We start from the raw sequence: 25,174 nt of genomic DNA on the forward strand, positions 1-25,174 counted from the left end.
GCCGCCACCGGCCGCTCAGTTATCCAGGTTGATGTTGCTGCTCTTGATGAACTTGCTCCAGCGGTCGTATTCCGCCTTCACGTAGGCATCCAGCGCCGGGCCGTTCGAGGCCACGATCTCGAAGCCGGCCTCTTCCAGCTTCTTCTTGACGTCCGGATCGGCCAGCACCGTGTTGAACGCCTGCGTCAGCTTCTTGACGGTCGCCGCCGGCGTGCCCTTGGGCGCGAACATGCCGCTCCACGAATAGGCGACGAAGCCCGGAAAACCGGACTCCGCCACCGTCGGCACGTTGGGCAGGTCCGGCAGGCGCTTCTCGCCGGCCACCGCCAGCGGCTTGATCTTGCCGGCCTGGATCTGGCCGCGCAGCGCGGCAAAGCTCAACCAGGTCATGTTGGCCTGGCCGCCCACCACGGCCTGGATGGCCGGTCCGCCGCCGCCGTACGGCACGTGCAGTAGCTCCACCTTAGACAGGCGCTTGAGTTCTTCGGGCGCCAGGTGGTTCAGCGATCCCACGCCGGTGGAGGCATAGTTGAACTTGTTGGGCGGCTGCTTGGCCGCGGCCGCCAGGAATTCCTTCAGGTTATCGCCCGGCACGCCCGGATTGGCGCCCAGCACCAGCGGGAAGCGCACGGTCTGGGTGATGGCGACGAAGTCCTTGAAGGTGTCGTACGGCAGCTTGGGCTTCACCGCCGGGTTGATGCCGTGATTGTCGAAGCTGACAAGCAGCGTGCTGCCGTCCGGTTCGGCCCGCGCCACGAAAGCGGTGGCGATCTGGCTGGCGGCGCCCGGGCGGTTCTCCACCACCACGGCACGGCCGCCCAGTTCCTTGGACAGCCGAGGCTGCAGGATGCGGGCCAGGATGTCGGTGCTGCCGCCGGGCGGATACGGCACCACCAGGATCAGCGGCTTTTCCTCCGCATGGGCGGGCGCGGCGGCCAGGCCGCCTCCCAGCGCGGCAAGCGCGCACACGGCCGCCAAGGCGCGCCGCATCGTTGTGTAGGTCATGTGTTTTCCCCTGCTGTTGTGGTGTTGGCCGGCGCTGCGACAGCGGGTTCGGCCTGGTCCCGCATGTAAATCGTGGAAAAGCCGGTGCGGATGACATCGGTGATCTGGTCCAGCCGCCGGCCGATGTGGCTGCGCATCATGTCCGGCAGGGCATCCATGTCGCGCCGCTCCAGCGCCTGGACAATGCGCAAGTGTTCGCCCTGGGTGTGGCTGCGGCGGCCCTGCTGCATGTCGATCCAGCGCACGAAATGGATGCGGGCGTTGACGCTCTCCAGCGCGCGCACGAATTCGTCATTGCGCGAATAGCGCGCCAGTGTCAGGTGAAACGCCTCGTCCAGCTCCAGCAGGCGGGTCGCGTCGCTGTCCTCGGGCACGTCGCGCGAGCGTTCGACAAACGCGCGCAGCGCCGCCAGTTCCTCGTCGGTGGCGCGTTCGCAGGCGGCGCGCACAATGCCGGCCTCGAGCACCGCGCGGTATTCATAGAGGCTATGGATCTGCTTGGCGTCGAGCAGCCGCGCGATGAAACCGCGGTTCACCGAACGGGTCAGGAAGCCCTCCACCATCAGTTGGTTGAGCACCTCGCGCAGCGGCGTGCGGCTCACGTTCAGGCGCCTGGCCAGTTCGACTTCGTTAATGCGCTCGCCCGGCTTGAACTCGAAACTCACCGCCATCGCCTTGACGGCGTTGTACAGCTCGGCCTGGCCGGCCGTGGTGCGGGCTGCGGGTCGGGATGACGTCATGAGGGTGTCGGCCGCCTGGGCGCTCCGGGTTGGGGTTGAAGTGCATACTAAAGTGCATACACTTTGCCCCACAACCCGGGTTTGCCCGAAAGACGCACGTCAGCGTTCCGTCCCCGGAAAGACAGGGAGGGAAGTTGGACGAAGGGAAAGACCCGCGCGACGACCGCGCGCGGAAGGTTGGATCAGACGCCGGTATCGAGCGTGTAGTGGGCGCCGTCGCGGTTTTCCAGCGTCAGCGTGGACAGCACCGGGGTCACGGCCGTGGCGTCTTCCCGCACGTGGATGCGCAGGTTGGCCAGCGGCACGTCCCAACCGCCGGCGGCGGCCTCGGCCGTCACCCCTGCCACCAGGGCCAGCCGTTCGGCCACCTGGCGCGGCTGCGCGGCACGGGCGTCGATGCGAAGCAGGCTGCGGGCGCCATTGGGATGGGCCATCAATTCAGGCGACCAGACGCACTCGGGCGTCAGGTGACGGCAGAAATACATGCGAATGCCAGGCAGCGGCTGCTCGGCGAAACGCACGGTATGGAAACGGGCCTCGACTTCCCGGCCGTCCAGCATGGCGGGACGGGACAGTTCCTGCATCGGATTGACGGCGAAGCCGGCGGCGAGCAGGCGCTCGCGCGTGGCCTCGGCGTCGTAGGTGCGGAACACCAGCGCCTCGAGCCCGAAGGGCGAATCGGCGATTTCCTTGCGCGCCGGCGGCGCGCCGGGCGGCCAGCCCAGCAGTTCGACGTAGGAGCCTTCCAGCACGATCAGGCGGTTGCACGAACCCAGGTTGTGCACCGCCTTGTCGCTCAGGTGAAAGCCCTGGCGCTCGAAATGCGGCGCCAGCGCATCCAGCCGGTCGCGCACCATGACCACGGCGTGGTCGAACTCGGTCTGGCCGACGGCATGCAGCATGGCGTTATCCGCTCAGACCAGCTTGCCGTGGCACTGCTTGTACTTCTTGCCGCTGCCGCACGGGCACGGATCGTTGCGGCCCACCTTGGGCAGCACGTTGCGCACCGGCTGGGCGCCCGCGTCGTCGGCCGACTGGGCCAGGGCCTCGTCGTAGTCGGAGTGGTGGTACTGCACGTTCTGCACGTGCGACTGGGCCGCTTCGGCCTCGGCCTGCTCGACCTGCTCGGACGACTGCACGCGCACCGTCATCAGCACGCGCACCACGTCGTCGCGGATGCGGTCCAGCATGCCCGAGAACAGTTCGAAGGCTTCGCGCTTGTATTCCTGCTTGGGGTTCTTCTGCGCATAGCCGCGCAGATGGATGCCCTGGCGCAGATAGTCCAGCGCCGACAGGTGCTCGCGCCAGTGCGTGTCGATCGCCTGAAGCATGATCGAACGCTCGAACTGCGACCACGATTCGGCGCCGACCTGGTCGACCTTGCCCTGGTAGACGTCGCGCGCCGCCGCGATCACGCGCTCGCGCAGATCCTCGTCGGTCAGGTTGGCTTCCTTCTCGAGCATCTCGGTCAACGGCAGGTGGATCTGCCAATCAGCCTCCAGCGCCTTCTGCAAGGCCGGGATGTCCCACTGCTCTTCCACCGATTCCGGCGGCACGTAGGTGTTGAACAGGTCGACCACCGCGGCGTCGCGCAGGTTCTCGACCGTGGCGCTGACGCTGGCCGCTTCCAGCACTTCGTTGCGCTGCGCGTACAGCACCTTGCGCTGGTCGTTGGCGACGTCGTCGTATTCCAGCAGTTGCTTGCGGATGTCGAAGTTGCGGCCTTCGACCTTGCGCTGCGCGGTCTCGATGGAACGCGTCACCATGCCGGCCTCGATCGGCTCGCCCTCGGGCAGCTTCAGGCGTTCCATGATGGCGCGCACACGGTCGCCCGCGAAGATGCGCATCAGCGAATCTTCCAGCGACAGGTAGAAGCGCGACGAACCCGGGTCGCCCTGGCGGCCGGCGCGGCCGCGCAGCTGGTTGTCGATACGGCGCGATTCGTGGCGCTCGGTGCCGATGATGCGCAGGCCGCCCGCGGCCTTGACCTGCTCGTTGAGCGGTTTCCAGTCGGCGCGGACCTTCTCGATGCGCGCGGTCTTTTCGGCTTCGGACAGCGATTCGTCGGCGCGGATCAGGTCGACCTGCTTGTCGACGCTGCCGCCCAGCACGATGTCGGTGCCGCGGCCCGCCATATTGGTGGCGATGGTGATGTGGCCCGGCTTGCCGGCTTCGGCGACGATCTCGGCTTCACGCGCGTGCTGCTTGGCGTTCAGCACCTCGTGCGGCAGCTTGGCCTTTTTCAGCAGGCCCGACAGCAGCTCGGAGTTCTCGATGCTGGTGGTGCCCACCAGCACCGGCTGGCCGCGCTCGTGGCAATCGCGGATGTCTTCGAGGATGGCGTTGTACTTTTCGCCGTCGGTCTTGAAGACCTGGTCGTTCTGGTCCTTGCGGATCATGGGCTTGTTGGTCGGGATGATGACCGTCTCGAGCCCGTAGATCTCCTGGAATTCGTACGCTTCCGTGTCGGCCGTGCCGGTCATGCCGGACAGCTTCTCGTACATGCGGAAGTAGTTCTGGAAGGTGATCGACGCCAGCGTCTGGTTCTCGTGCTGGATCTTCACGCCTTCCTTGGCCTCGACCGCCTGGTGCAGGCCGTCGGACCAGCGGCGACCCACCATCAGGCGGCCGGTGAATTCGTCGACGATGATGACTTCGCCATCCTGCACCACGTATTGCTGGTCGCGGAAGAACAGCGTGTTGGCGCGCAGCGCCACCATCAGGTGATGCATCAGCGCGATGTGGCGCGGGTCGTACAGCGACTCGCCCTCGGGCAGGATGCCCAGGCGCGCCAGGATGCCTTCGGCGTTGACGTGGCCGGCTTCCGACAGGTAGACCTGCTGGCTCTTTTCATCGACCCAGTAGTCGCCCTCGGGTTCCGGCTCCTGCGGCTTGGGCTCGCTGGCCATGCGGGTCAGCAGCGGCGGCACCGCGTTCATGCGGATGTAGAGTTCGGTGTGGTCCTCGGCCTGGCCGGAGATGATCAGCGGCGTGCGCGCTTCGTCGATGAGGATCGAGTCCACTTCGTCGACGATGGCGTAGAACAGGCCGCGCTGGCGCCGGTCCTCAACACGGTATTCCATGTTGTCGCGCAAGTAGTCGAAACCGAATTCGTTGTTGGTGCCGTAGGTAATGTCGGCGGCGTAGGCGGCCTTCTTTTCCTCGTTCGGCTGCTGCGGCACCACCACGCCCGTGGACAGGCCGAGGAAGTGATACAGGCGTCCCATCCATTCGGCGTCGCGGCGGGCCAGGTAGTCGTTCACCGTGACCACGTGCACGCCCTTGGCGGCGATCGCGTTCAGGTAGACCGGCAGCGTGGCCATCAGCGTCTTGCCTTCGCCCGTGCGCATTTCGGCGATCTTGCCGCTGTGCAGGGCGATGCCGCCCAGCAGCTGGGCATCGAAGTGGCGCATGCCGAACACCCGCTTGCCCGCTTCGCGCACCACGGCGAAGGCTTCGGGCAGCAGGTCGTCCAGCGACGTGCCCTGGGAATGACGGGAACGGAATTCCGCGGTCTTGGCCGCCAGCTCCGCATCGGAGAGCGCGGAGATCTTGGGCTCCAGCCCATTGATCTGGGTTACCAGCTTGCGATACTGCTTAAGCAGCCGGTCGTTGCGGCTGCCTATGAGTTTTTTGAGCAGAGAAACCATGCGTATGTCGGCCGCACGAGCCCCGCCGCGCCCGCATGGGGCCAGGGCGGCGTCGCCCGTGACTTGATTTATTTGGTTGAGCGGGGGTCCGCTGGGAAACGAACCAGTTTAACGCACCTGGCGCGTAATAGCCTGGACCTATGGCCAGGGTGGCACTGTAGCCTGGATCGGGCGTCAGCGCGCGGCGCTGTCGCCGGCGGCTTGCGCCACCGTCGGCGGCGCGTGCTGCTGCGGGCCGAGGAACAGCCGCGGATCCAGCGGCTGCCCGGCCAGGCGGACCTCGAAATGCAGGTGCGGCCCGGTGGAGCGGCCGGACGAACCGACCCGCGCCACCTGCTGGCCCCGTTCGACCAATTGCCCCTGCTTGACCATCAGGGAAGAGGCATGGGCATACCGTGTGATCAGGCCGTCGCCATGGTCGATCTCGACCATGTTGCCGTAGCCGGGGTGGAATTTGGCTTCCAGCACCACCCCGCCCGAGGCCGCCAGGATGGGCGTGCCCGGCGGCGCGGCGAAGTCCAGCCCCTCGTGCATGGCGGAGCGTCCGGTGACGGGATTACGCCGCCAGCCATAGGAAGAACTGAGGTAGGGATAATCGGTGATCGGCATCGCCGTCGGCATGCGCGCCTGATCGGCCGAGCGCCGGGTCAGCGCCGCGTCCAGCAGCTTGAGGTTGTCGGTCTGCAGGGCCAGCCGTTCCTGGATCTCGTCCAGCTGGCGGCCCAGGGCCTCGGCCGAGGCGGCGCTGGGCGGCGTGCCTTCGGTGAACAGGTCGTCCATCACCTGGGTGGCCTCGGGCGCATGCTGCGTGTCGACCGGGGCCGAGGCCAGTTGCTTGGCCACCTCGGGGTCGGTGTAGGCCACCCCCGCCACCTTCGCCACCCGCTGACCCAGGCCGTCGATGCTGGCCAGCTTGGCCTGCAACGCGCCCACCTTGGCGGCCAGCAGATTCATGTTTCCGCGCAGGAAATCGGCATCACGCCCCGGCTGTTCGGACAGCGGCCAGCCGACGGTGTGTACGGCGGGCAGGATGGGTGTAATGTAGCGCTGAAGGGCGGCGCCGAAGATGGCGGCCGTCATCAGCGCGCCCCCCAGAAACAACGCCAAGCGCGCGCCTCCCAGGGTGAAATGCCCGTCCTGCCCGTCGCGGGCGTGCATAATCACGATTTTCAAGGTTTGCTTCCTAATTCTCAGAGCCGGGATGAATAGACCCACTTCATACCGTCAACGTTCCAGTTCCAGCCGGCGAGGGGAAAATACCGCCCTGGGATGGCTGGGTCATGACATGCGGGGCGCCGGGGTACTGGCGACCGCCCGCAAGCACTTGCAAATCCAATATGCGGTAGCGGCGATCCTGCCCGCCCCGTTGGGCTCCGTCTGCCAGGTCGGCAAGCTGGAAAACCAGCGCCTTCAACTGGTGGTGCCCAGCGCCGCGCACGCGGCGAAGATGCGTCAATTGGCCCCGCGCATCGCGCAGGCCTTGGCGGACCAAGGCTGGAACCTTAACGAAATTGCCGTGAAGGTACAAGCCGGCCTGCCCAAGCCCGGCGCCCGCAAGCCGCTGCCGCCGAAAGAGGCGCAGCCGCTGGGCGATGCCGCCCTGGGCGCCTTCGAGACCCTGCATGACAACCTGCGCCCCGGCCCGTTGGCCGACGCGGTGGCCAGGCTATTGAAGCACCACAAGAGTAGCTGAGATAGCCGGGCTTGTCCGGATGCCCGCCTTTCGGATGACCGCAATGGCTCCATTGCCGGACGGGATGACCCCGCGGTAGGCGCCGGGACCGCGCCAGCGGAGTGAGGCATGGCCCCAAGCGGAGCCATCCAAATGAAAATGGCCGGTTGCCAGCCGGGGACGGACCCCGGCGCACCGACCATCAGCGGCTGACCGGCCTCAGGCCAGTTGCCATTCGTGCCGGAACGCCTGCGGCGCCTCGGCCTGCGATTCGTAGCTGACCAGTTCCCAGGCGTCACGCTGGGCCAGCAGCGCGCGCGCCAACTGGTTGTTCAGGCCATGGCCCGACTTGCACGCCACATAGCGCGCCACCAGCGGCTTGCCCAGCAGGTAAAGATCGCCGATGGCGTCCAGGATCTTGTGCTTCACGAATTCGTCGTCGTAGCGCAGGCCATCGCTGTTCAAGACGCGGTATTCGTCCATCACGATGGCGTTGTCCAGGCTGCCGCCGCGGGCCAGGCCCATCGAGCGCAGCGCCTCGACTTCGTTGACGAAGCCGAAGGTGCGGGCGCGCGCGATCTCGCGCACATACGAATGGGTGGCGAAATCGATTTCGGCGAAATTCGCGGTCGAGTCGATGGCGGGGTGGCGGAAGTCGATCGAGAAGGCCAGCGCGTACCCTTCATGGGGTTCGAGGCGGGCCCACTTCTCGTTGCGGCCTTCGCCCTCGCGCACTTCCACCGTCTTCAACACGCGGATGAACTGCTTCGGCGCGTTCTGCTCGACGATGCCCGCCGAGCGCAACAGGTACACGAAGGTTGCCGCACTGCCGTCCATGATGGGGACTTCTTCGGCAGTGAGGTCGATATGCAGGTTGTCTATGCCCAGGCCGGCCAGCGCCGACATGAGATGTTCCACCGTGGACACGCGGACATTGCCCTGCTGCAGCACGGACGCCATGCGCGTATCGCCCACGCCCGTGGCCTGCGCGGGCAGGTCAACGACTTCGGGCAGGTCAACGCGATGGAACACGATGCCCGTATTGGGCGCCGCCGGGCGCAGGGTGAGCTCGACCCGCCGTCCGGAGTGGACGCCGACGCCTGTCGTGCGGACGAGATTCTGAATGCTGCGCTGTCGGAACATGAGACTAAGGTATTTTTGAGCCAGGAAGCCGGCAAGATGACAAGAGATTGCCGGCGTAACTGACGTATTGTAACTCTGTCCGGTTCTTGACGCCATCAAAGCGTCACGACCGACCGATAAAACCGTCCCCGATTCACGCCATACAAAGAAAACACGGACCGCTCCGCCTCCGGCCTGCCCGCGGGGACAGGCAGGCCGGAGATGAGGGAGTGCATAGGAGCCTGAAATCAGGCTCCTGGTTCAATCCGCCTGCTTGCGCAGAAACGCCGGGATGTCGAAATGATCCATGCCCGAGCTTTCCAGCGCGCGCACCTGGGCCGACGCCTGGCTGCGCGGGTTGCGCATGACCGACGGCATGTCCAGATTGCGGTAGTCGCCCTGACCGGCGGCCGGCATCGTGCCCATGGGCAGGTTGTCGGTGCCGGTACGCAGCGCCTCGGCGGTGTTCTGCACCAGTTGCGGACGCGCCTGCGCACGGCCCAGGCCGGTCGCAACCACGGTCACGCGCAGGTTTTCACCCATCGATTCGTCGTAGGCGGTGCCGAAGATCACGGTGGCGTCGTCCGAAGCGTAGCTGCGGATCGTTTCCATGATTTCGCGCGTTTCACGCATCTTCAGCGAGCGGCTGGCGGTGATGTTGACCAGCACGCCGCGAGCGCCGTTCAGGTCCACGCCTTCCAGCAGCGGGCAGGCAATGGCGTGCTCGGCGGCGACGCGGGCGCGGTCAGCGCCCGAAGCCGATGCCGTGCCCATCATGGCCTGGCCCTGCTCGCCCATGATCGTCTTGACGTCTTCGAAGTCGACGTTGACGTTGCCTTCGACGTTGATGATTTCGGCGATACCCGCGCACGCGTTGTGCAGGATGTCGTCGGCCGAACGGAAGCAGTCTTCCTGCGTCGCGTCCTCGTCCATCAGTTCATACAGGTTCTCGTTGAGCACCACGATGAGCGAATGCACGTGCTTGGCCAGTTCGGCAATGCCGTCTTCGGCCATCTTCAGGCGCTTGTTGCCTTCGAACGAGAAAGGCTTGGTGACCACGCCCACCGTCAGAATGCCCAGCTCCTTGGCGACTTCGGCCACGACCGGACCCGCGCCCGTGCCGGTGCCGCCGCCCATGCCCGCGGTGATGAAGACCATGTGCGCGCCGTTCAGGGCGGCACGGATCTCTTCACGCGCGGTTTCGGCCGACGCGCGGCCTTGCTCGGGCTTGGCGCCCGCGCCCAGGCCGGTGCGGCCCAGGCGAATCTGCACCGGGGCGTTGGTCGCCGCCAGTGCCTGCGCATCGGTGTTGGCGCAGATGAAATCCACGCCGTGCACGCCGCTGCGAATCATGTGCGCGACGGCATTGCCGCCCGCACCGCCCACACCAACGACCTTGATTACGGTCCCTTTGGTGTTGTTCTCAAGCATCTCAAAGTTCATCATGATGACTCCCTCACAAGTCCGATTTTGCAAATCACAAAAATTCCCCAACAACCTATATTTTGTGAATCGCCTCAAAGCCGAAGCCGACTGCTTTGGTCCGCAACGGGTTTGAGACGCCTCCCCTTTCTGGCCCGGCCCGCCCTACCGCCGCGGATCGTGCCAAGGAGCAGGCCCCAACCTGCCCCCCTCTTCAATTCATGAACCATTCCTTCATGCGCGCCAGCAGGCTCTTGAAATTGCCGGTCTGCGCGGCGACCTTGCGGCCGCGCACGCGTTGCATGCGCGCTTCCTGCAGCAGCCCCATCACGGTCGAGAAGCGCGGATTGCGCATCACGTCGGCCAGGCTGCCTTCGTATTCGGGCACCGCCACGCGCACCGGCTTGAGGAACACGTCCTCAGCCAGTTCGATCATGCCGGGCAATTGCGCCGAGCCGCCGGTCAGCACCACGCCGGAAGCCAGCAGGTCCTCGTAGCCGGAGTCGCGCACCACCTGCTGCACCAGCGTGAACAGCTCTTCGACGCGCGGCTCGATCACGGCGCCCAGCGCCTGGCGCTTGACCTGGCGCGGGCCGCGGTCACCCAGGCCCGGCACTTCCACGGACTCGTCCGGGCTGGCCAGCACCTGCTTGGCCACGCCGTAGCGCAGCTTGATTTCCTCGGCATCGGGCGTCGGCGTGCGCAGCATGGCCGCGATGTCGTTGGTGATCTGGTCGCCGGCGATCGGCAGCACGGCGGTGTGGCGGATCGCGCCGCCGGTGAAGATCGCCACGTCGGTGGTGCCGCCGCCGATATCCACGAGGACGACGCCCAGTTCCTTTTCGTCGGCGGTCAGCACGGCCAGGCTCGAGGCCAGCGGCTGCAGAATCAGGTCCTGCACTTCCAGGCCGCAGCGGCGCACGCACTTGACGATGTTCTGCGCGGCGCTGACAGCGCCGGTCACGATGTGCACGCGCACTTCCAGGCGCAGGCCGCTCATGCCGATCGGCTCGCGGATGTCTTCCTGGCCGTCGACGATGAACTCCTGCGTCAGCACGTGCAGCACCTGCTGGTCGGTCGGAATGTTCACCGCCTTGGCGGTCTCGATGACGCGGGCGACGTCGGTGGCGGTGACTTCCTTGTCCTTCACGGCGACCATGCCGCTGGAATTGAAGCTGCGGATATGGCTGCCGGCGATGCCGGTGTAGACGTCGCGGATCTTGCAATCCGCCATCAGCTCGGCTTCTTCAAGCGCGCGCTGAATCGAATTCACGGTGGTCTCGATATTGACGACCACGCCCTTGCGCATGCCGCGCGATTCATGCTGGCCGAGGCCGAGCACTTCGAATCGCCCTTCGGGCAGGATTTCAGCCACCACAGCCACCACCTTGCTGGTGCCGATATCGAGGGCGACGATAAGGTCCTTGATGTCACGGGTCATGGCGTTAGCGTTTCTTGGGAGGTTTCGGTGTGGATTTGGGTTTGTTTGCTGACGCGGGCAACGGGGCCAGCGCCAGGGCGAAACCATTGGGATAACGCAGGTCGGCCTGTGTGATGGTGCGCCCTTCCAGGCGCGCCGCCACGGCGGGCCAGGCCTGCACAAAGCGTTGAATGCGCGCGGCGAACGGCAGCGCGCCAGGCAGGCCATGCGGATCCGGCGCATCGGCGCCCGGATCGCGGCCCAGGTCCAGCAGCATGCCGTTGGACAGCACCACGCGCCAGGCGTAGCGCGGACTCAGCTCCAGCTGCTTGACATGCATATCGAGCGGCGCGAACCAGCGCGCCAGTTCGGCGTAGCGTTGCACCACCAGCGATTCGGTGCCCTCGGGTCCGGAGAACTGCGGCAACACCGTCTCGTCGTCCACCTCGCCCGTGTTGGCCGTGAACGCCTCGCCCCAGGTGTTGATCATCTGGTTCTCGTTCCACAGCGCCAGCGGCTGCTGTTCCTCGATGCGCACGCGCAGCACATTGGGCCAGATCCGCCGCACGGTGGCGTGGCGCACCCATGGCACCGACTCGAAGATCTCGCGCGCGTCGTCCAGGTCCACCGTGAAGAAGTTGCCCCTGAAGCGCCCCGCGATCGCCGCGCGCACCGCGCCCGGCGAGACATAGTGCAGTTCGGTGTCCGGCGTGGACTCCAGCTCGATGGCCGACAGCGTGAAGTACGGACGCTGCGCCACCCACACCACGCCCGCCAGGAGCATGGCGCAGACCGCCAGCACGGCAAGCGTGTTGGCGATCAGGTTGGTCGTGCGAGCGTCGTTCCACACAGAATGTCCGGGTCAAGTATTGCGAGCGGCGCTGTGCAATTTGCACGAAGCGTCGGCCAAAATCGCCACGCACAGCTCGGCATAGCTCATGCCGGTGGCGCGGGCCGCCATCGGCACCAGCGAATGGCTGGTCATGCCGGGCGAGGTATTCATTTCAAGCAGCCAGGGGCGGTTGTCGGCGTCCAGCATGAAGTCGGCGCGGCCCCAGCCTTCGCAGCCCAGCGCGCGATAGGCGCGCACCGCGATGTCGGCGACTTCCTCGGCCACGGCCGGCGGCAGCGCCGCCGGGCAGAAGTACTGCGTGTCGTCGGAGAAGTACTTGTGCTCGTAGTCGTAGTTGCCGCCGGGCGCGGCGATCTCGATCACCGGCAGCGCGCGCGCGGTCTTGCCGCTGCCCAGCACTGCCACGGTCAGCTCGCGGCCCTGGATGAACTGCTCGGCCAGCACCTCGGCGTCGAACTTGGCGGCCAGGGCGTAGGCGTCCTTCATATCGGAATAGCCCACGACCTTGGTGATGCCCACGGTCGAGCCCTCGTGCGGCGGCTTGATGATGAGCGGCAGGCTCAGGCGGTCCGGCACCAGGCGCAGTTCGGTGTCGGCGTCCAGCAATTCGAATGCCGGCGTGGGCAGGCCATGCTGCAGCCAGACGCGCTTGGTCATGGTCTTGTCCATGGCCAGGGCCGACGCCAGCGGGCCGCTGCCGGTGTAGGGAATGCCCAGCAGCTCCAGCGCGCCCTGGATCGAGCCGTCTTCGCCGAAGCGGCCATGCAGCGCGATGAACACGCGCTCGAAGCCCTCGGCGGCCAGCTCGGCCAGGCTGCGCTCGCCCGTGTCGAACAGGTGCGCGTCGACGCCGGCGCTGAGCAGCGCCTGATGCACGCCGGCCCCGGACATCAGGGACACTTCGCGTTCGGCGGAACGGCCGCCGTACAACACACCCACCTTGCCGAATTTCGCGCTCATGCCAATTCTCCAACCTGTGCGGGAACCTTGCTGATCGAGCCCGCCCCCATGACGATCACCACGTCGCCATCGCGCACGAAGTCGACCACCGCCTGCGGCAGGTCGGCCACGTCCTCGACGAACACCGGTTCCACCTTGCCGGCCACGCGCAGGGCGCGCGACAAGGCGCGGCCGTCGGCGGCCACCAGCGGCGGCTCGCCGGCCGAATAGACTTCGGTCAGCAACACCGCGTCGGCCGTGCCCAGCACGCGCACGAAATCCTCGAAACAGTCGCGGGTGCGCGTGTAACGGTGCGGCTGGAACGCCAGCACGATGCGGCGGTCGGGCCAGGCGCCGCGGGCGGCGGCCAGCGTGGCGGCCATTTCCACCGGGTGGTGGCCGTAGTCGTCGATCACCGTGAAGATGCCGCCGCCATGCGCGGCCGGCACCGGGAATTCGCCCGTCTGCGTGAAGCGGCGGCCCACGCCCTTGAACGAGGCCAGCGCATCGCGGATGGCTTCATCGGCCACGCCCAGCTCGGTCGCCACGGCGATCGCCGCCAGCGCGTTGCGAACGTTGTGCAGGCCCGGCAGGTTCAGCTCCACCTGCAGCGGCGGCAGCAGCGTGTCGCGGTGGCTGCGCTGCACGTTGAAGCGCATGCGCGTGCCGTCGGCCTGCACTTCGTAGCCGCGCACCATCGCGTCTTCGTTCAGGCCATACGAGGTGATGGGGCGCGACACGAACGGCATGATCTCGCGCACGTTGGCGTCGTCGGTGCACAGCACCGCGCTGCCGTAGAACGGCAGGCGCTGGGTGAATTCGATGAACGCGCTCTTGAGGCGGGCCACGTCGTGGCCATAGGTGTCCATGTGGTCCGCGTCGATGTTGGTCACGATGGCCATCACCGGCAGCAGGTTCAGGAACGAAGCGTCGGATTCGTCGGCCTCGACCACGATGTAGTCGCCCTGCCCCAGGCGCGCATTGGCGCCGGCCGAATTCAGGCGCCCGCCGATCACGAAGGTCGGGTCCAGGTCGCCCGCGGCCAGGATGCTGGCCACCAGGCTGGTGGTCGTGGTCTTGCCATGCGTGCCGGCCACCGCGATGCCGCGCTTCAGGCGCATCAATTCGGCCAGCATGATGGCGCGCGGCACCACCGGGATGCGCGCGGCGCGGGCGGCGATGACCTCGGGGTTGTCGCCCGCCACCGCGGTCGACGTGACGATGGCGCCGGCGCCGGTGACGTTGCTGGCGACATGGCCGATGGCGATGTTCACGCCCAGGCCGGCCAGGCGGCGGGTCACGGCCGACTCGTTCAGGTCGGAGCCGCTGATGGTGTAGCCCAGGTTGAGCAGCACCTCGGCGATGCCGCTCATGCCGGAGCCGCCGATGCCTACGAAATGGATATGTTGGATTCTGTGTTTCATGATGAACGCCCCGCTGCTTGTTCACAGACGTCGGCGATGTGCGCCGCCGCATCCGGCTGCGCATGAGCGCGGGCCCGTTCTGCGACGGCTTGCAGTTCTTGTCGATTGCGCTGGCCCAGCCAGTCCGCCAGCCACGCCGGGCTCAAGGCGTTCTGCGGCTGCAGCCAGGCGGCCAGCGCGTCGCTCAGAAAGCGCGCGTTGGCGGTCTGGTGATCATCGATGGCATGGGGGAACGGCACGAACAGCGCCGCCACGCCTGCCGCGGCCACCTCGGACACCGTCATGGCGCCCGCGCGGCAGATCAGCAGGTCGGCGTCGCCCATCGCGCCAGCCATGTCGTCGATGAAGGCGCGGCAGTCGGCCGCCACGCCCGCCTGGGCGTAGGCCTGCTGCAGCGCCGGCAGATGTTGCTCGCCGGCCTGGTGCACCACCACGGGACGGCTCTCCCGCGGCAGGCGCGCCAGCGCTTGCGGCACGGCGGTATTGAGCGCCTGGGCGCCCAGGCTGCCGCCCACCACCAGCAGCCGCAGCGGGCCGCCGCGGCCGGCATAGCGTTGCGCCGGATCGGGCAAGGCGCACAGGTCGGCGCGCACCGGGTTGCCCATGGCTTCGCCCTTGGGCAGCACGCCGGGAAACCCGCTCAACACGCGGCGCGCCATCCTGGCCAGCCACTTGTTGGCGGTGCCGGCCACCGCATTCTGTTCGTGCACCACCAGCGGGGTGCCGCGCAGCGCCGCGATGACGCCGCCGGGAAAGGCGACGTAGCCGCCCATGCCCAGCACCACGTCCGGGCGCACCGACGACAGCCGCGCCCAGGCCTGGGCGAAGGCGCGCACCAGCAGGAACGGCAGCTTCAGCAGCGCCGCCGCGCCCTTGCCGCGCACGCCGGCGAAACGCAGCGGCACCAGCTCGATGCCGCGCGGCGGCACCAGCTTGCCTTCCATCTTGTCCGGGTTGCCCAGCCACAGCACGCGCCAGCCGCGCTGGCGCAGCACGTCGGCCACGGCCAGGCCGGGCATGATGTGACCGCCAGTGCCGCCGGCCATGATCAGGATGGTGCGCGACGCGGCGGTCATACCCGTCCTCCGCGCATCATGATGCGGCTTTCCACATCCACCCGTATCAGCATGGCCAGGGCGCACAAGTTCATCACCACGCCCGAGCCGCCGTAGCTCATCAGCGGCAGCGTCAGGCCCTTGGTCGGCAGCAGCCCCAGGCACACGCCCATGTTGATGAAGGCCTGCACCCCGAACCACATCGCCACGCCATGCGCCACCAGGCCCGCGAAGGTGCGTTCCATGGCGATGGCCTGGCGACCGATGTCGAAGCCGCGGTAGACGATGATGGCGAACAGCGTGATCACCAGCATCACGCCGGCGAAACCCAGCTCCTCGCCCACCACCGCCATCAGGAAGTCGGTATGGGCTTCGGGCAGGTAGTGCAATTTTTCGACGCTGGCGCCCAGGCCCACGCCCAGCCATTCGCCACGCCCCAGGGCGATCAGCGAGTGCGACAGCTGGTAGGCGCTGCCGTAGGCGTTGTCTTCGTTCCAGGGATCCAGGTAGGCGAACAGGCGCGCGCGGCGCCACGGCGACAGCCAGATCAGCATCAGGAAGGTGCTGACCAACACCGCCAGCAGGCTGCTGAAGTACTTGCCGTTGATGCCGCCCAGGAACAGGATGCCGATCGCGATCGCCACGATCACCATGAAAGCGCCCAGGTCCGGCTCGAGCAGCAGCAGCATGCCGACGCCGGCCAGCGCGAACGCCATCGGCAGGAAGCCGCGGGCAAACGCCTGCATGTGTTCCTGCTTGCGCACCGTGTAATCGGCGGCATAGAGCAGCGCGGCCAGCTTCATCAGTTCGGACGGCTGGAAATTCAGCGGACCCAGCGGGATCCAGCGGTGCGCGCCATTGACCTCGCGGCCGATCCCGGGAATCAGCACCGCCACCAGCAACACCATGGCCACCACGAACATCGGCACCGCCAGACGCTGCCAGACGCGGATCGGAATCGCCAGCACGACCGCGCCCGCCACCAGGCCCGCGCTGATGAACAGGCCGTGGCGGATCACGAAGTAGTAGCGGCCATAGGAGGCATAGCGCGGGCCGTCGGCCAGCGCGATCGACGCCGAATACACCATCAGCAGGCCGAGCAGCAGCAAGGTCGACGCCGCAATCGCGAGCGGCATGTCGAAATTGCGCATGCGGGTACGGCCGGGCCGTACGGCGTTGACGCTGGCGGTGAGATCGGCGATCAGGCTCATGCCACCTCTCCCCGGTCGCGGGCCAGGTCTTCGACCTCTTCCACGAACACTTGCCCGCGGTGCGGGTAATTGCGGAACATGTCCAGGCTGGCGCAGGCCGGCGACAGCAGCACCACGTCACCGGCCTGTGCCACTTCGGCGGCGCGGCGCACGGCGTCGCGCAGCGATTCGACGGCGATGCAGTCGACGCCGGTGGCGGCCAGCACGCGGCCGATCTCGGGGCCGTCCTGGCCGATCAGCAGCACGGCGCGCGCATGGCGCGACACCACCGGGATCAGCGGCGAGAAGTCCTGGCCCTTGCCCTGGCCGCCGGCGATCAGCACCACCGGCTGGCCCATGCCCTCAAGCGCGGCCACGGTGGCGCCAACGTTGGTGCCCTTGCTGTCGTTGATATAGTCCACGCCGCCGATACTGCGCACGAAGGCGGCGCGATGCGGTTCGCCGGCGTATTCGCGCAGGGCCCGCAGCATCGGGCCCCAGCCCAGATCGAGGCAACGCGCCAACTGCAACGCGGCCAGCGCGTTCAAGGCATTGTGGATGCCGCGGATGCGCAAGGCATCGACCGGCATCAGGCGGCTCATGCGGCCCTTGGCGCGCGTCGGCTCAGGCGCGTCCTTCTTGCGGCGCACCGGCGCGACGGGCTCATCGAAGTCGACCGGCTCGGCCGCCACCAGCCAGGCCACGCCCTGGCCCAGCTCCAGGCCCATGTCGCCCACCAGCTCGGGCACTTCGCGGCCAAAGCTGCGCACCGGCATGGCATCCAACGACGGCACCATGTCCACGGTATAGGGATCATCGCGGTTGACGATGGCGATGCGCGTCATCTTCAGCAGGCGCGCCTTGCTCCGCGCATAGGCGTCCATGCCGCCATGCCAGTCCAGGTGATCCTGCGTCACGTTCAGCACGACGGCCGCGTCGGCCATCAGCGTGTGCGTGGTCTCGAGTTGGAAGCTGGACAGCTCCAGCACCCACACCTGCGGCAGCGCGTCGGCATCCAGCGCCTGCATCAGCGCGGTCAGCGCGGCCGGGCTGATGTTGCCGGCGGCCAGCACCGACAGGCCACTGGCCGCGATCAGGTCGCGCGTCAGGGCGGTGACGGTGGTCTTGCCGTTGGTGCCGGTCACGGCCAGCACGCGCGGGCGGTATTCGCGGGTCTCGGCCAGTTCGGCCAGCGCCCGCGCGAACAATTCGATCTCGCCGATGACCTCGATGCCGCGGGTCTTGGCCTCACGCAGCAACTCGCCGGCCGGCGCGCCTTCGGGCGCGAGTCCCGGGCTGACGACGACCTGGCTCACGCCATCCAGCAACGCGATGTCGAAAGACGCATCGCAACCCAGGCGGTACTCGACCTCGGCCTGCGCCAGCGCGTCGCGCAACGCGTCCAGCCCACCCGGCTCCGCGCGCGTGTCGGCCACCCGCAGGCGGGCGCCCTGGCGGGCGCTCCAGCGTGCGGCGGCCACGCCCGACTCGCCCAATCCGAGGATCAGGACGAGCGGCGCATCGGCGCGGGAGGTTTCCATCGTATTCATCGCAACTTCAGGGTAGAGAGGCCAATCAGCACCAGCATCATGCTGATGATCCAGAAACGCACGACCACCTGGGTTTCCTTCCAGCCGCCCACTTCGAAGTGATGATGCAGCGGCGCCATGCGGAATATGCGTCGACCTGTTCCATAACGTCGCTTGGTGTACTTGAACCACGTCACCTGGATCATCACCGACAGGGTCTCGACCACGAACACGCCGCCCATGATGAACAGCACGATCTCCTGGCGCACGATGACCGCGATGGTGCCCAGCGCGCCGCCCAGCGCCAGCGCGCCGACGTCACCCATGAACACCTGCGCCGGATACGCGTTGAACCACAAAAATGCCAGCCCCGCGCCCCCGATCGCCGCGCACAGCACCATCAATTCCGAGGCGCCGGGGATGTAGGGGAACAGCAGGTACTTCGAATAGTCGACCCGGCCGACGACGTAGGCGAAGATGCCGAGCGCGCTGCCAACCATCACGGTAGGCATGATCGCCAGGCCATCCAGGCCATCGGTCAGGTTGACGGCGTTGCTGGTGCCGACGATCACGGCCCACGTCAGCGCCACGAAACCGAGCACGCCCAGCGGATAGCTGACAGTCTTGAAGAACGGCACGATCAGGTCGGCGCGCGTCGGCAGCGACATCGTGAAGCCGCTTCCCACCCAGGCCTTGAACAGCGGCCACAGTTCGGTGTTGGCGGGCGCCGACACGGCGAACGCCAGGTAGATCGCGGCCACCAGGCCGATGGTCGCCTGCCAGAAGAACTTCTGGCGCGCCGGCATGCCTTCGGGATCGCGATAGACCACCTTGCGGTAATCGTCCATCCAGCCGATCCAACCGAAGCCGAACGTCACCAGCAGCACCACCCACACGAAGCGGTTGGTCCAGTCGGCCCACAGCAGCGTGCTGATGGCGATGGAAATCAGGATCAGCACGCCGCCCATGGTCGGGGTGCCGGTCTTGACCAGGTGGCTTTCCGGGCCGTACGAACGCACGGCCTGGCCGATTTTCATCTCGGTCAGCTTGCGGATCACGCGCGGGCCGGCCACCAGGCCGATCAGCAGCGCCGTGGCGCACGCCAGCACCGCGCGCAGCGTGATGTACTCGAACACGCCCAGCGCGCGCACATCATCGGAAAGCAGGCGGGCGATCTCAAGCAGCATGGTTGTCCCCCTGCCCCTTGGCCGCTTGCCCGTCATTCGAAGTAAAAGCCGTCACTACCCGCTCCATGCGCATAAAGCGCGATCCCTTTATCAATACGCAGGACGCGCGCAGGCCGCGCAATGCGGCAACGACTTCGTCTACCGATGCGCAGGCGTGCGCGCCCGTGCCGAACGCGGCCGCGGCCGCCCGGCTGGCATCGCCTAGCGTGATGAGCGCGTCGAGGCCAAGCTCGCGCGCGTAATTGCCCACCTCTTCATGCATGGCGGGGCCGTTGTCCCCGACCTCGCCCATGTCACCCAGTACCAGGACGCGGGTGCCGGCGATACGCGCCAGCACATCGATGGCCGCGCGAACCGAGTCGGGATTGGCATTGTAGGTGTCATCGATGAGCAACGTTCCGTCACTCAATTTCTTGTACTGCATGCGCCCGGCGACCGGGCTGAAACCGGCCAGCGCCCGCACCGCCACGTCCAGCGGCGCCCCCGCCGCGATGGCGCTGGCGATCGCCGCCAGCGCGTTGCGCAGGTTGTGCACACCGGGCACCGGCAGCGTCAGGTCGGCATTGCCCACCGGCGTCACCACGCGGCAGCGCGTCGAATCGACGTCCGCCAGGATCTGCTCGGCATAGACATCCAGGCCGGGCTGCAGGCCGAAACGCAGCGCGCGGCGCGGCGCGGCCAGCTTGTCCCAGATCGCCGCATAGGGTTCGTCGCCCGGATAGACCGCCACGCCATCGGCCGGCAGCGCCGCGATGGCGGCGCCATTTTCCAGCGCCACCGCTTCCACGGTGTGCATGAATTCCTGGTGCTCGCGCTGCGCGTTGGTCACCAGCGCCACGCTGGGCGCCGCGATGGCGGCCAGTTGCGCGATCTCGCCCGGATGGTTCATGCCGAGTTCGAACACGGCGGCGCGATGTTCGGGACGCAGGCGCAGCAGGGTCAACGGCACGCCGATGTCATTGTTCAGGTTGCCGGCCGTGGCCAGGCGGCCCGTCTCGCCACGCCAACCCGCCAGCATGGCCGAGATCATTTCCTTGGTGGTGGTCTTGCCGTTGCTGCCCGTTACCGCCACCACCGGCAGCGTAAAGCGGGCCCGCCAGGCGGCGCCGATGCGCATCAGCGCCACGCGGGTATCGCCCAGCACCAGTTGCGGCAGGCTCGATTCCGGCACGGCGTGCGCGACCACCGCGGCGCAGGCGCCGCGTTCGGCGGCCTGATCCAGATAGTTGTGGGCGTCGAAGTTCTCGCCCACCAGCGCCACGAACAGCTCGCCAGCGCCGATGCGCCGCGTATCCGTGGAAACGCCCTTGACCAGCGGCAGCAGCAGCGCCAGGCGCGCCCACTCGCGATCGTCGAACGGCAGCTTCTCGCCGGCGATCTCCTGATAGGTTTCGTGGCCCTTGCCCGCCAGCAGCACCACGTCCTCGGGCGCGCTGGCCCAGATGGCCTGCATGATGGCGCGGGCGCGGTCGACCTGCACCTCGACCGCCGCCGACGCCGGAATGCCGGCCAGGATCTGCGCCACGATCGCTTCGGGCGACTCGCTGCGCGGGTTGTCGCTGGACACCACCACGTGGTCCGCGAGTTCGGCGGCGATGCGGCCCATCTCAGGGCGCTTGCCGGCGTCGCGGTCGCCGCCGCAACCGAACACGCACACCAGGCGGCCGGCGCGCGCCTGCGCCACCGGACGCAAGGCCATCAACGCGCGCGCCAGCGAATCGGGGGTATGGGAGTAATCCACCACCACCAGCGCGCCACGGCCCGAGTGGGCCTGCGTGCTGGCGGCAACCGGTTCCACGGTCTGCAGGCGGCCATCGACCGGATCGGTGGCGGCCAGTTCGCGCGCGATCTGCGCGAATGGCAGGCCCAGCTTGTACAGCACGCCCGCCACCAGCAGCAGGTTGGAAACATTGTGCGCCCCCAGCAGGCGCGTCACGATCTGGGCCTCGCCATGCGGCGACACCAGCGTGAAGATCTGCCCTTGCGCGGTGGCCTGCAGGTCGCGTGCGCGCATCGCGGCGGGAATCGCGGGATCCGCGCTCAGGCTGTAGCCCATCACCGACAGATCCGACGGCAGCGAGGCGATCAGGCGGCGTCCGGCTTCGTCATCGGCATTGACCACCGCGGCGCTCAGGCCGGGCCAGCGGAACAGGCTGGCCTTGGCCGCCTCGTAACGTTCCATCGTGCCGTGATAGTCGAGGTGATCGCGGGTCAGGTTGGTGTAGGCGGCCAGCGCCACCCGCACGCCATCCATGCGGCCCTGCTCGATGCCGATCGAAGACGCTTCCATCGCCACCGCCTTGGCGCCGGCGTCGCGCATGGCGGCCAGCAGGCGGTGCACGGTCAGCACGTCCGGGGTCGTGAGATGGCCGCCCAGCGTCTGCCCGTCCGGCAGCACGGCGCCCAAGGTGCCAATGGTGCCGCAGGGCTTGTCGTTGCGGCCCAGCGCGTGGGCGATCCATTGCACCGACGAAGTCTTGCCGTTGGTGCCGGTCACGGCCACCACGGCCAGGGTCGACGACGGCCGCCCGTACCAGGTGTCGCCCAGCTCGCCCAGCAGGGCGCGCAAGCCGGTCACCGGCAGCATCGGCGTATCGCCGGCGGCGGCCGCGGCCTCGATGGCCTCGGTCGCGGGCGCCTCGAACAGCACCGCGCTGGCGCCCAGCGCCAACGCCTTCTCTATATATAGACGGCCGTCGCTGGACAGCCCCGGGCAGGCGACGAACACGTCGCCCGGCTCGATCTCGCGGGAGTCCAGCTTCAGGTGCGCGGTCAACGACACGCGCGAATGCAACCACGCCACGGCTTGTTCGACCGTGGCGGCGGGGGATGAGAGGAAGCCTTTGGCGCTCATCTGCCTGGCTCCTTGATACCAGCAACAATTGTCGATTCGAAGGGCGCGTCCGGCCGCACCCCCATCAGCCGCAGACTCCCGCCGACAATGTGGGAGAACACGGGCGCGGCGATCGCGCCGCCGTAATAACCGCCGACCGTGGGCTCGTCGATCGAGACGGCCACCACGATCTTGGGATCGGACACCGGCGCAAAGCCCACATACGAGCTGCGATACCGCTGCGTGCTGTACTTGCCGTCGACAATCTTGCGCGCGGTGCCGCTCTTGCCGGCTACACGGTAACCCTGGACCTGGGCGGCCTTGGTGCCGTCCGGCCCGGTGGCGGCCTCCAGCATCCCGCGCACCAGCGCGGTGGTCTTGGGCGTATAGATCTTGACGCTGGTCGGATCGCTGTCGCGCTTGACCAGGGTCAGCGACACCATGTCGCCGTTGCGGGCGAACACCGTGTAGGCGCGCGCCACTTGCAGCAGCGACACCGACAGGCCATAGCCGTAGGCCATGGTGGCCTTCTCGATCAGGCGCCAGCGGTCCCAGGGGCGCAGGCGGCCGGGCGCCGCGCCGGGAAATCCCACTTGAGGAGCCTGGCCCAGGCCCAGTTCGGTGAAGCGGTCCCACATCTCGCGCGATTCCAGCTTCTCGGAGATCATCGTCATGCCGATGTTGCTGGACTTGCGCAGCACGCCGGCCACGTCCAGCGTGCCGTTGCGGCTGACGTCGCTGATCGTGCTGCCTTGATACGTGAAGCGGCCGTTGCCGGTCTCGAACAGGGTCGAGGTGGTGATGCGGCCCAGGTCCAGCGCCAGCGCGGCGGTGAACGGCTTCATGATCGAGCCCGGCTCGAACGTGTCGGTAATGGCCTGGTTGCGCAGATTGGCGCCGTGGAAGGTCTCGCGCTTGTTCGGGTCGAACGTCGGCACGTTGGCCAGCGCCAGGATCTCGCCGGTATGGACGTCCACGACCACGGCGGTGGCGCCCTTGGCCTGGTGCTTGTCCATCGCGTCCTTCAGTTCCTTGAACACCAGGTACTGCAGGCGGGTGTCGATCGACAGCCGCAGGTCGCGGCCGTCCACCGGCAGCGTCACGGCCTGCACGTCCTCGATGACACGGCCCAGCCGGTCCTTGATGACGCGGCGGCTGCCCGGGCGTCCCGACAATTGCTGGTTGAAGGTCAGTTCGACGCCTTCCTGGCCCTGGTCCTCGACGCTGTTGAAACCCACCACGTGGGCCATCACGTCGCCGTCCGGGTAATAGCGGCGGGTCTCGGGCTGCTGGTGCACGCCCGGCAGGCCGAGCTGCTTGATCTTGTCGGCCACGTCCATCGAGACCTGGCGCTTCAGGTAGACGAAGTTCTTGTCTTCCTCGACCCGGCGGCGCAAGTCGGCGATCGGCGTTTCCAGCAATTTGGCCAGCGAGTCCAGCTGGCTCGGGGTCGCCTGCTTCAGATCCTCGGGAATGGCCCAGATGGCGCGCGCCGGCACGCTGGAGGCCAGCACCGCGCCGTTGCGGTCCATGATCTTGCCGCGGGTGGCGGACAGCGTCAGGGTGCGCTCATAGCGACGCTCGCCTTGCTGCTGCAGGAATTCGGTGGACAACCCTTGCAGGAACAACGCGCGGCCGGCCAGCACGGTGAAACCGCCAAATAGCAGGATCAGCACAAGACGCGCGCGCCAGGTCGGCAGTTGCCCGCGCAGCACCGGATTGTCGAAGAACGGAACGCGCTTCATTGGGCACCTCCGCTGGCCGGCACCGGCGCCTGATTCAGATAGAGCGTGCGGTCAGGCACGATGGGAATCATCTTCAGGCTGTCGCGCGCGATCACGTCGACCCGCGCGTTGCGCGCCAGCTCGGCGCGCTCCAGCTGCAGACGCCGCCAGTTGGTTTCCAGGTCGCGCTCCTGCGCCTGATCGCGGCCCAGCTCGACGAAGAGCTGGCGCGACTGATACCGGCTGGTGACCAGGGAAATGGCCGACAGCATCAGCAAAGCCGCAACGATCAGGTTGACGCGACCCATCAGCGGCGCCCTCCCTTGCCGCCGCGGCGAGGCGGCGGAGCCAGATCGCTGCCCGGCAGCGATCCGATTTTCACGAACGCCATGCCGCCCTCGGCGGGCAGGGGCGTGGCGGTGCGTTCGGCGACGCGCAGCACGGCCGAACGGGCGCGGGCGTTGGCCGAGACCTCATCGTCTTCGGCCAGCACGCGTCCCAGCGAACGCAGCACCGGCTGGGGCATTTCGCTTTCGCGCAGGGGCAGGCGCGCATGCGCGGCAGCCGGACGAGCCGCCGCCGCGATGCACTGCTTGACCATGCGGTCTTCAAGCGAATGAAAGCTGATCACCGCCAACCTCCCCCCCGGGGCAAGCAGGTCTAGAGCTGACGCGAGGGTGCGCGCGAGCTCTTCGAGTTCCCGATTGATGTAAATCCGTAGAGCTTGAAAGGTGCGTGTGGCCGGATGCTGCCCCTTTTCGCGCGTGCGGACGGCGCTGGCGACGCACTCGGCAAGCTCGAGCGTGGTGCGCAGCGGCCTTGTTGCGCGGCGAGCAGCAATCGCCTTTGCAACCTGAAAAGCAAACCGTTCTTCGCCATAATCCGCTATGACCTCCCGCATCTCATCCACACTGGCTTGCGCCAGCCAATCCGCCACCGTGGGTCCACGAGTGGTGTCCATCCGCATGTCGAGCGGGCCGTCCCGCATGAACGAGAAGCCGCGCTCGGCATCGTCGATCTGAGGCGACGACACCCCCAGATCCAGCATCACGCCATCGACCTTGTCGATGCCGAGCTGCCGCAATTCTTCGGCCATGGTGGCAAAGCCGCCATGCACCACCGTCACCCGGGAGTCCGCCGCCGCCAACGCATTGGCTACCGCGATCGCCTCGGGATCCTTGTCGAACACCACCAGGCGGGCCGCCGGACCGAGGCGGCCGAGCAGCTCGCGGCTGTGGCCGCCGCGACCAAAGGTGCCATCCACGAAGACACCCCGTTCCGCTCGCGTAGCCGCGGCCGGCTCGTCCTGGACCTGCGACCGTGCCGCGCCCTTGCCGCCGAAATCGGCCAGCAACAGCGCGTCCACCGTCGGCTCCAGCAGGACGGGCCGATGTTCGAATTCCATAACT

General features: G+C 67.4%; 20 protein-coding genes. 1 reads left to right on the forward strand and 19 read right to left on the reverse strand.

Annotation, left to right across the window (positions count from 1 at the left end):
- Positions 1–15 precede the first annotated feature (15 nt).
- From HV742_RS21550 to HV742_RS21570, 5 genes are all read right to left on the reverse strand, one after another.
- Positions 16–1,005 carry a tripartite tricarboxylate transporter substrate binding protein gene (locus tag HV742_RS21550; RefSeq protein WP_049071401.1) on the reverse strand — a complete coding sequence of 330 codons (990 nt, stop codon included), beginning with the start codon at positions 1,003–1,005 and terminating at the stop codon, positions 16–18.
- On the reverse strand, positions 1,002–1,745 hold the full coding sequence (locus tag HV742_RS21555; protein ID WP_054419231.1) for a GntR family transcriptional regulator: 744 nt from the start codon (positions 1,743–1,745) through the stop codon (positions 1,002–1,004). Before HV742_RS21555 ends, HV742_RS21550 begins: the two co-directional genes overlap by 4 nt.
- A 182-nt stretch (positions 1,746–1,927) precedes the next feature.
- Positions 1,928–2,647, reverse strand: coding sequence for a VOC family protein (locus HV742_RS21560; RefSeq protein ID WP_175146320.1), 720 nt, complete (start codon positions 2,645–2,647; stop codon positions 1,928–1,930).
- A 12-nt stretch (positions 2,648–2,659) separates the two neighbouring features.
- Positions 2,660–5,395 (reverse strand): preprotein translocase subunit SecA, encoded by a 2,736-nt coding sequence (gene secA, locus HV742_RS21565; RefSeq protein WP_054419228.1) that lies wholly within the window; start codon positions 5,393–5,395, stop codon positions 2,660–2,662.
- A gap of 174 nt (positions 5,396–5,569) precedes the next feature.
- Positions 5,570–6,553 (reverse strand): M23 family metallopeptidase, encoded by a 984-nt coding sequence (locus HV742_RS21570; protein WP_049071396.1) that lies wholly within the window; start codon positions 6,551–6,553, stop codon positions 5,570–5,572.
- 127 nt (positions 6,554–6,680) lie between these two features.
- On the opposite strand from HV742_RS21570, the gene HV742_RS21575 reads away from it, so the two are divergent.
- Positions 6,681–7,088 (forward strand): flagellar hook-length control protein FliK, encoded by a 408-nt coding sequence (locus tag HV742_RS21575; RefSeq protein ID WP_006388788.1) that lies wholly within the window; start codon positions 6,681–6,683, stop codon positions 7,086–7,088.
- 198 nt (positions 7,089–7,286) lie between these two features.
- Here HV742_RS21575 and lpxC read toward each other — a convergent pair whose 3' ends face one another.
- From lpxC to rsmH, 14 genes are all read right to left on the reverse strand, one after another.
- Positions 7,287–8,210, reverse strand: a complete 924-nt coding sequence (gene lpxC / locus HV742_RS21580) for a UDP-3-O-acyl-N-acetylglucosamine deacetylase (RefSeq protein ID WP_006388787.1) — start codon at positions 8,208–8,210, stop codon at positions 7,287–7,289.
- Between the two features lie 240 nt (positions 8,211–8,450).
- Positions 8,451–9,635 (reverse strand): cell division protein FtsZ, encoded by a 1,185-nt coding sequence (ftsZ, locus tag HV742_RS21585; protein WP_020925134.1) that lies wholly within the window; start codon positions 9,633–9,635, stop codon positions 8,451–8,453.
- Positions 9,636–9,825: 190 nt separating this feature from the next.
- Positions 9,826–11,052, reverse strand: coding sequence for a cell division protein FtsA (gene ftsA, locus HV742_RS21590; RefSeq protein ID WP_006217473.1), 1,227 nt, complete (start codon positions 11,050–11,052; stop codon positions 9,826–9,828).
- 4 nt (positions 11,053–11,056) lie between these two features.
- Positions 11,057–11,881, reverse strand: coding sequence for a cell division protein FtsQ/DivIB (locus HV742_RS21595; RefSeq protein ID WP_049071394.1), 825 nt, complete (start codon positions 11,879–11,881; stop codon positions 11,057–11,059).
- Positions 11,882–11,893: 12 nt separating this feature from the next.
- A complete protein-coding gene (locus tag HV742_RS21600; RefSeq protein WP_049071392.1) occupies positions 11,894–12,844 on the reverse strand; it encodes a D-alanine--D-alanine ligase in 951 nt (316 codons plus the stop codon).
- On the reverse strand, positions 12,841–14,247 hold the full coding sequence (gene murC, locus HV742_RS21605; protein ID WP_175146321.1) for a UDP-N-acetylmuramate--L-alanine ligase: 1,407 nt from the start codon (positions 14,245–14,247) through the stop codon (positions 12,841–12,843). The genes HV742_RS21600 and murC overlap by 4 nt, the downstream gene beginning before the upstream one ends.
- On the reverse strand, positions 14,244–15,323 hold the full coding sequence (gene murG, locus HV742_RS21610; RefSeq protein ID WP_175146322.1) for an undecaprenyldiphospho-muramoylpentapeptide beta-N-acetylglucosaminyltransferase: 1,080 nt from the start codon (positions 15,321–15,323) through the stop codon (positions 14,244–14,246). The genes murC and murG overlap by 4 nt, the downstream gene beginning before the upstream one ends.
- A complete protein-coding gene (gene ftsW, locus HV742_RS21615; protein WP_049071387.1) occupies positions 15,320–16,513 on the reverse strand; it encodes a putative lipid II flippase FtsW in 1,194 nt (397 codons plus the stop codon). Before ftsW ends, murG begins: the two co-directional genes overlap by 4 nt.
- Positions 16,510–18,042: a UDP-N-acetylmuramoyl-L-alanine--D-glutamate ligase gene (gene murD, locus HV742_RS21620; RefSeq protein WP_175146323.1), complete on the reverse strand. Its 1,533-nt coding sequence runs from the start codon at positions 18,040–18,042 to the stop codon at positions 16,510–16,512. Before murD ends, ftsW begins: the two co-directional genes overlap by 4 nt.
- Entirely contained in the window at positions 18,039–19,208 is a 1,170-nt protein-coding gene (mraY, locus tag HV742_RS21625; protein WP_059269325.1) for a phospho-N-acetylmuramoyl-pentapeptide-transferase, read from the reverse strand. The genes murD and mraY overlap by 4 nt, the downstream gene beginning before the upstream one ends.
- Entirely contained in the window at positions 19,198–22,062 is a 2,865-nt protein-coding gene (gene murF, locus HV742_RS21630; protein ID WP_049071382.1) for a bifunctional UDP-N-acetylmuramoyl-L-alanyl-D-glutamate--2,6-diaminopimelate ligase MurE/UDP-N-acetylmuramoyl-tripeptide--D-alanyl-D-alanine ligase MurF, read from the reverse strand. The genes mraY and murF overlap by 11 nt, the downstream gene beginning before the upstream one ends.
- On the reverse strand, positions 22,059–23,786 hold the full coding sequence (locus HV742_RS21635; RefSeq protein ID WP_054419225.1) for a peptidoglycan D,D-transpeptidase FtsI family protein: 1,728 nt from the start codon (positions 23,784–23,786) through the stop codon (positions 22,059–22,061). Before HV742_RS21635 ends, murF begins: the two co-directional genes overlap by 4 nt.
- Positions 23,783–24,073, reverse strand: a complete 291-nt coding sequence (ftsL, locus tag HV742_RS21640; protein WP_049071379.1) for a cell division protein FtsL — start codon at positions 24,071–24,073, stop codon at positions 23,783–23,785. The genes HV742_RS21635 and ftsL overlap by 4 nt, the downstream gene beginning before the upstream one ends.
- Entirely contained in the window at positions 24,073–25,170 is a 1,098-nt protein-coding gene (gene rsmH, locus HV742_RS21645; protein WP_049071377.1) for a 16S rRNA (cytosine(1402)-N(4))-methyltransferase RsmH, read from the reverse strand. The genes ftsL and rsmH overlap by 1 nt, the downstream gene beginning before the upstream one ends.
- Positions 25,171–25,174: the final 4 nt, after the last annotated feature.

This window comes from Achromobacter ruhlandii (assembly GCF_902859695.1).
GTDB classification, from domain to species: domain Bacteria; phylum Pseudomonadota; class Gammaproteobacteria; order Burkholderiales; family Burkholderiaceae_B; genus Achromobacter; species Achromobacter ruhlandii.

What these genes read in the sequence shown, in the direction of transcription:
- HV742_RS21600 (WP_049071392.1), bottom strand. Translation starts at nt 12,844, where the DNA reads ATGAGCGCGAAATTCGGCAAGGTGGGTGTGTTGTACGGCGGCCGTTCC.
- mraY (WP_059269325.1), bottom strand. Translation starts at nt 19,208, where the DNA reads ATGCTGCTTGAGATCGCCCGCCTGCTTTCCGATGATGTGCGCGCGCTG.
- HV742_RS21550 (WP_049071401.1), bottom strand. Translation starts at nt 1,005, where the DNA reads ATGACCTACACAACGATGCGGCGCGCCTTGGCGGCCGTGTGCGCGCTT.
- HV742_RS21570 (WP_049071396.1), bottom strand. Translation starts at nt 6,553, where the DNA reads ATGCACGCCCGCGACGGGCAGGACGGGCATTTCACCCTGGGAGGCGCG.
- murG (WP_175146322.1), bottom strand. Translation starts at nt 15,323, where the DNA reads ATGACCGCCGCGTCGCGCACCATCCTGATCATGGCCGGCGGCACTGGC.
- ftsA (WP_006217473.1), bottom strand. Translation starts at nt 11,052, where the DNA reads ATGACCCGTGACATCAAGGACCTTATCGTCGCCCTCGATATCGGCACC.
- lpxC (WP_006388787.1), bottom strand. Translation starts at nt 8,210, where the DNA reads ATGTTCCGACAGCGCAGCATTCAGAATCTCGTCCGCACGACAGGCGTC.
- secA (WP_054419228.1), bottom strand. Translation starts at nt 5,395, where the DNA reads ATGGTTTCTCTGCTCAAAAAACTCATAGGCAGCCGCAACGACCGGCTG.
- HV742_RS21560 (WP_175146320.1), bottom strand. Translation starts at nt 2,647, where the DNA reads ATGCTGCATGCCGTCGGCCAGACCGAGTTCGACCACGCCGTGGTCATG.
- HV742_RS21555 (WP_054419231.1), bottom strand. Translation starts at nt 1,745, where the DNA reads ATGACGTCATCCCGACCCGCAGCCCGCACCACGGCCGGCCAGGCCGAG.
- HV742_RS21635 (WP_054419225.1), bottom strand. Translation starts at nt 23,786, where the DNA reads ATGAAGCGCGTTCCGTTCTTCGACAATCCGGTGCTGCGCGGGCAACTG.
- murC (WP_175146321.1), bottom strand. Translation starts at nt 14,247, where the DNA reads ATGAAACACAGAATCCAACATATCCATTTCGTAGGCATCGGCGGCTCC.
- murD (WP_175146323.1), bottom strand. Translation starts at nt 18,042, where the DNA reads ATGAATACGATGGAAACCTCCCGCGCCGATGCGCCGCTCGTCCTGATC.
- rsmH (WP_049071377.1), bottom strand. Translation starts at nt 25,170, where the DNA reads ATGGAATTCGAACATCGGCCCGTCCTGCTGGAGCCGACGGTGGACGCG.
- ftsZ (WP_020925134.1), bottom strand. Translation starts at nt 9,635, where the DNA reads ATGATGAACTTTGAGATGCTTGAGAACAACACCAAAGGGACCGTAATC.
- ftsW (WP_049071387.1), bottom strand. Translation starts at nt 16,513, where the DNA reads ATGAGCCTGATCGCCGATCTCACCGCCAGCGTCAACGCCGTACGGCCC.
- murF (WP_049071382.1), bottom strand. Translation starts at nt 22,062, where the DNA reads ATGAGCGCCAAAGGCTTCCTCTCATCCCCCGCCGCCACGGTCGAACAA.
- HV742_RS21575 (WP_006388788.1), top strand. Translation starts at nt 6,681, where the DNA reads ATGCGGGGCGCCGGGGTACTGGCGACCGCCCGCAAGCACTTGCAAATC.
- ftsL (WP_049071379.1), bottom strand. Translation starts at nt 24,073, where the DNA reads ATGGGTCGCGTCAACCTGATCGTTGCGGCTTTGCTGATGCTGTCGGCC.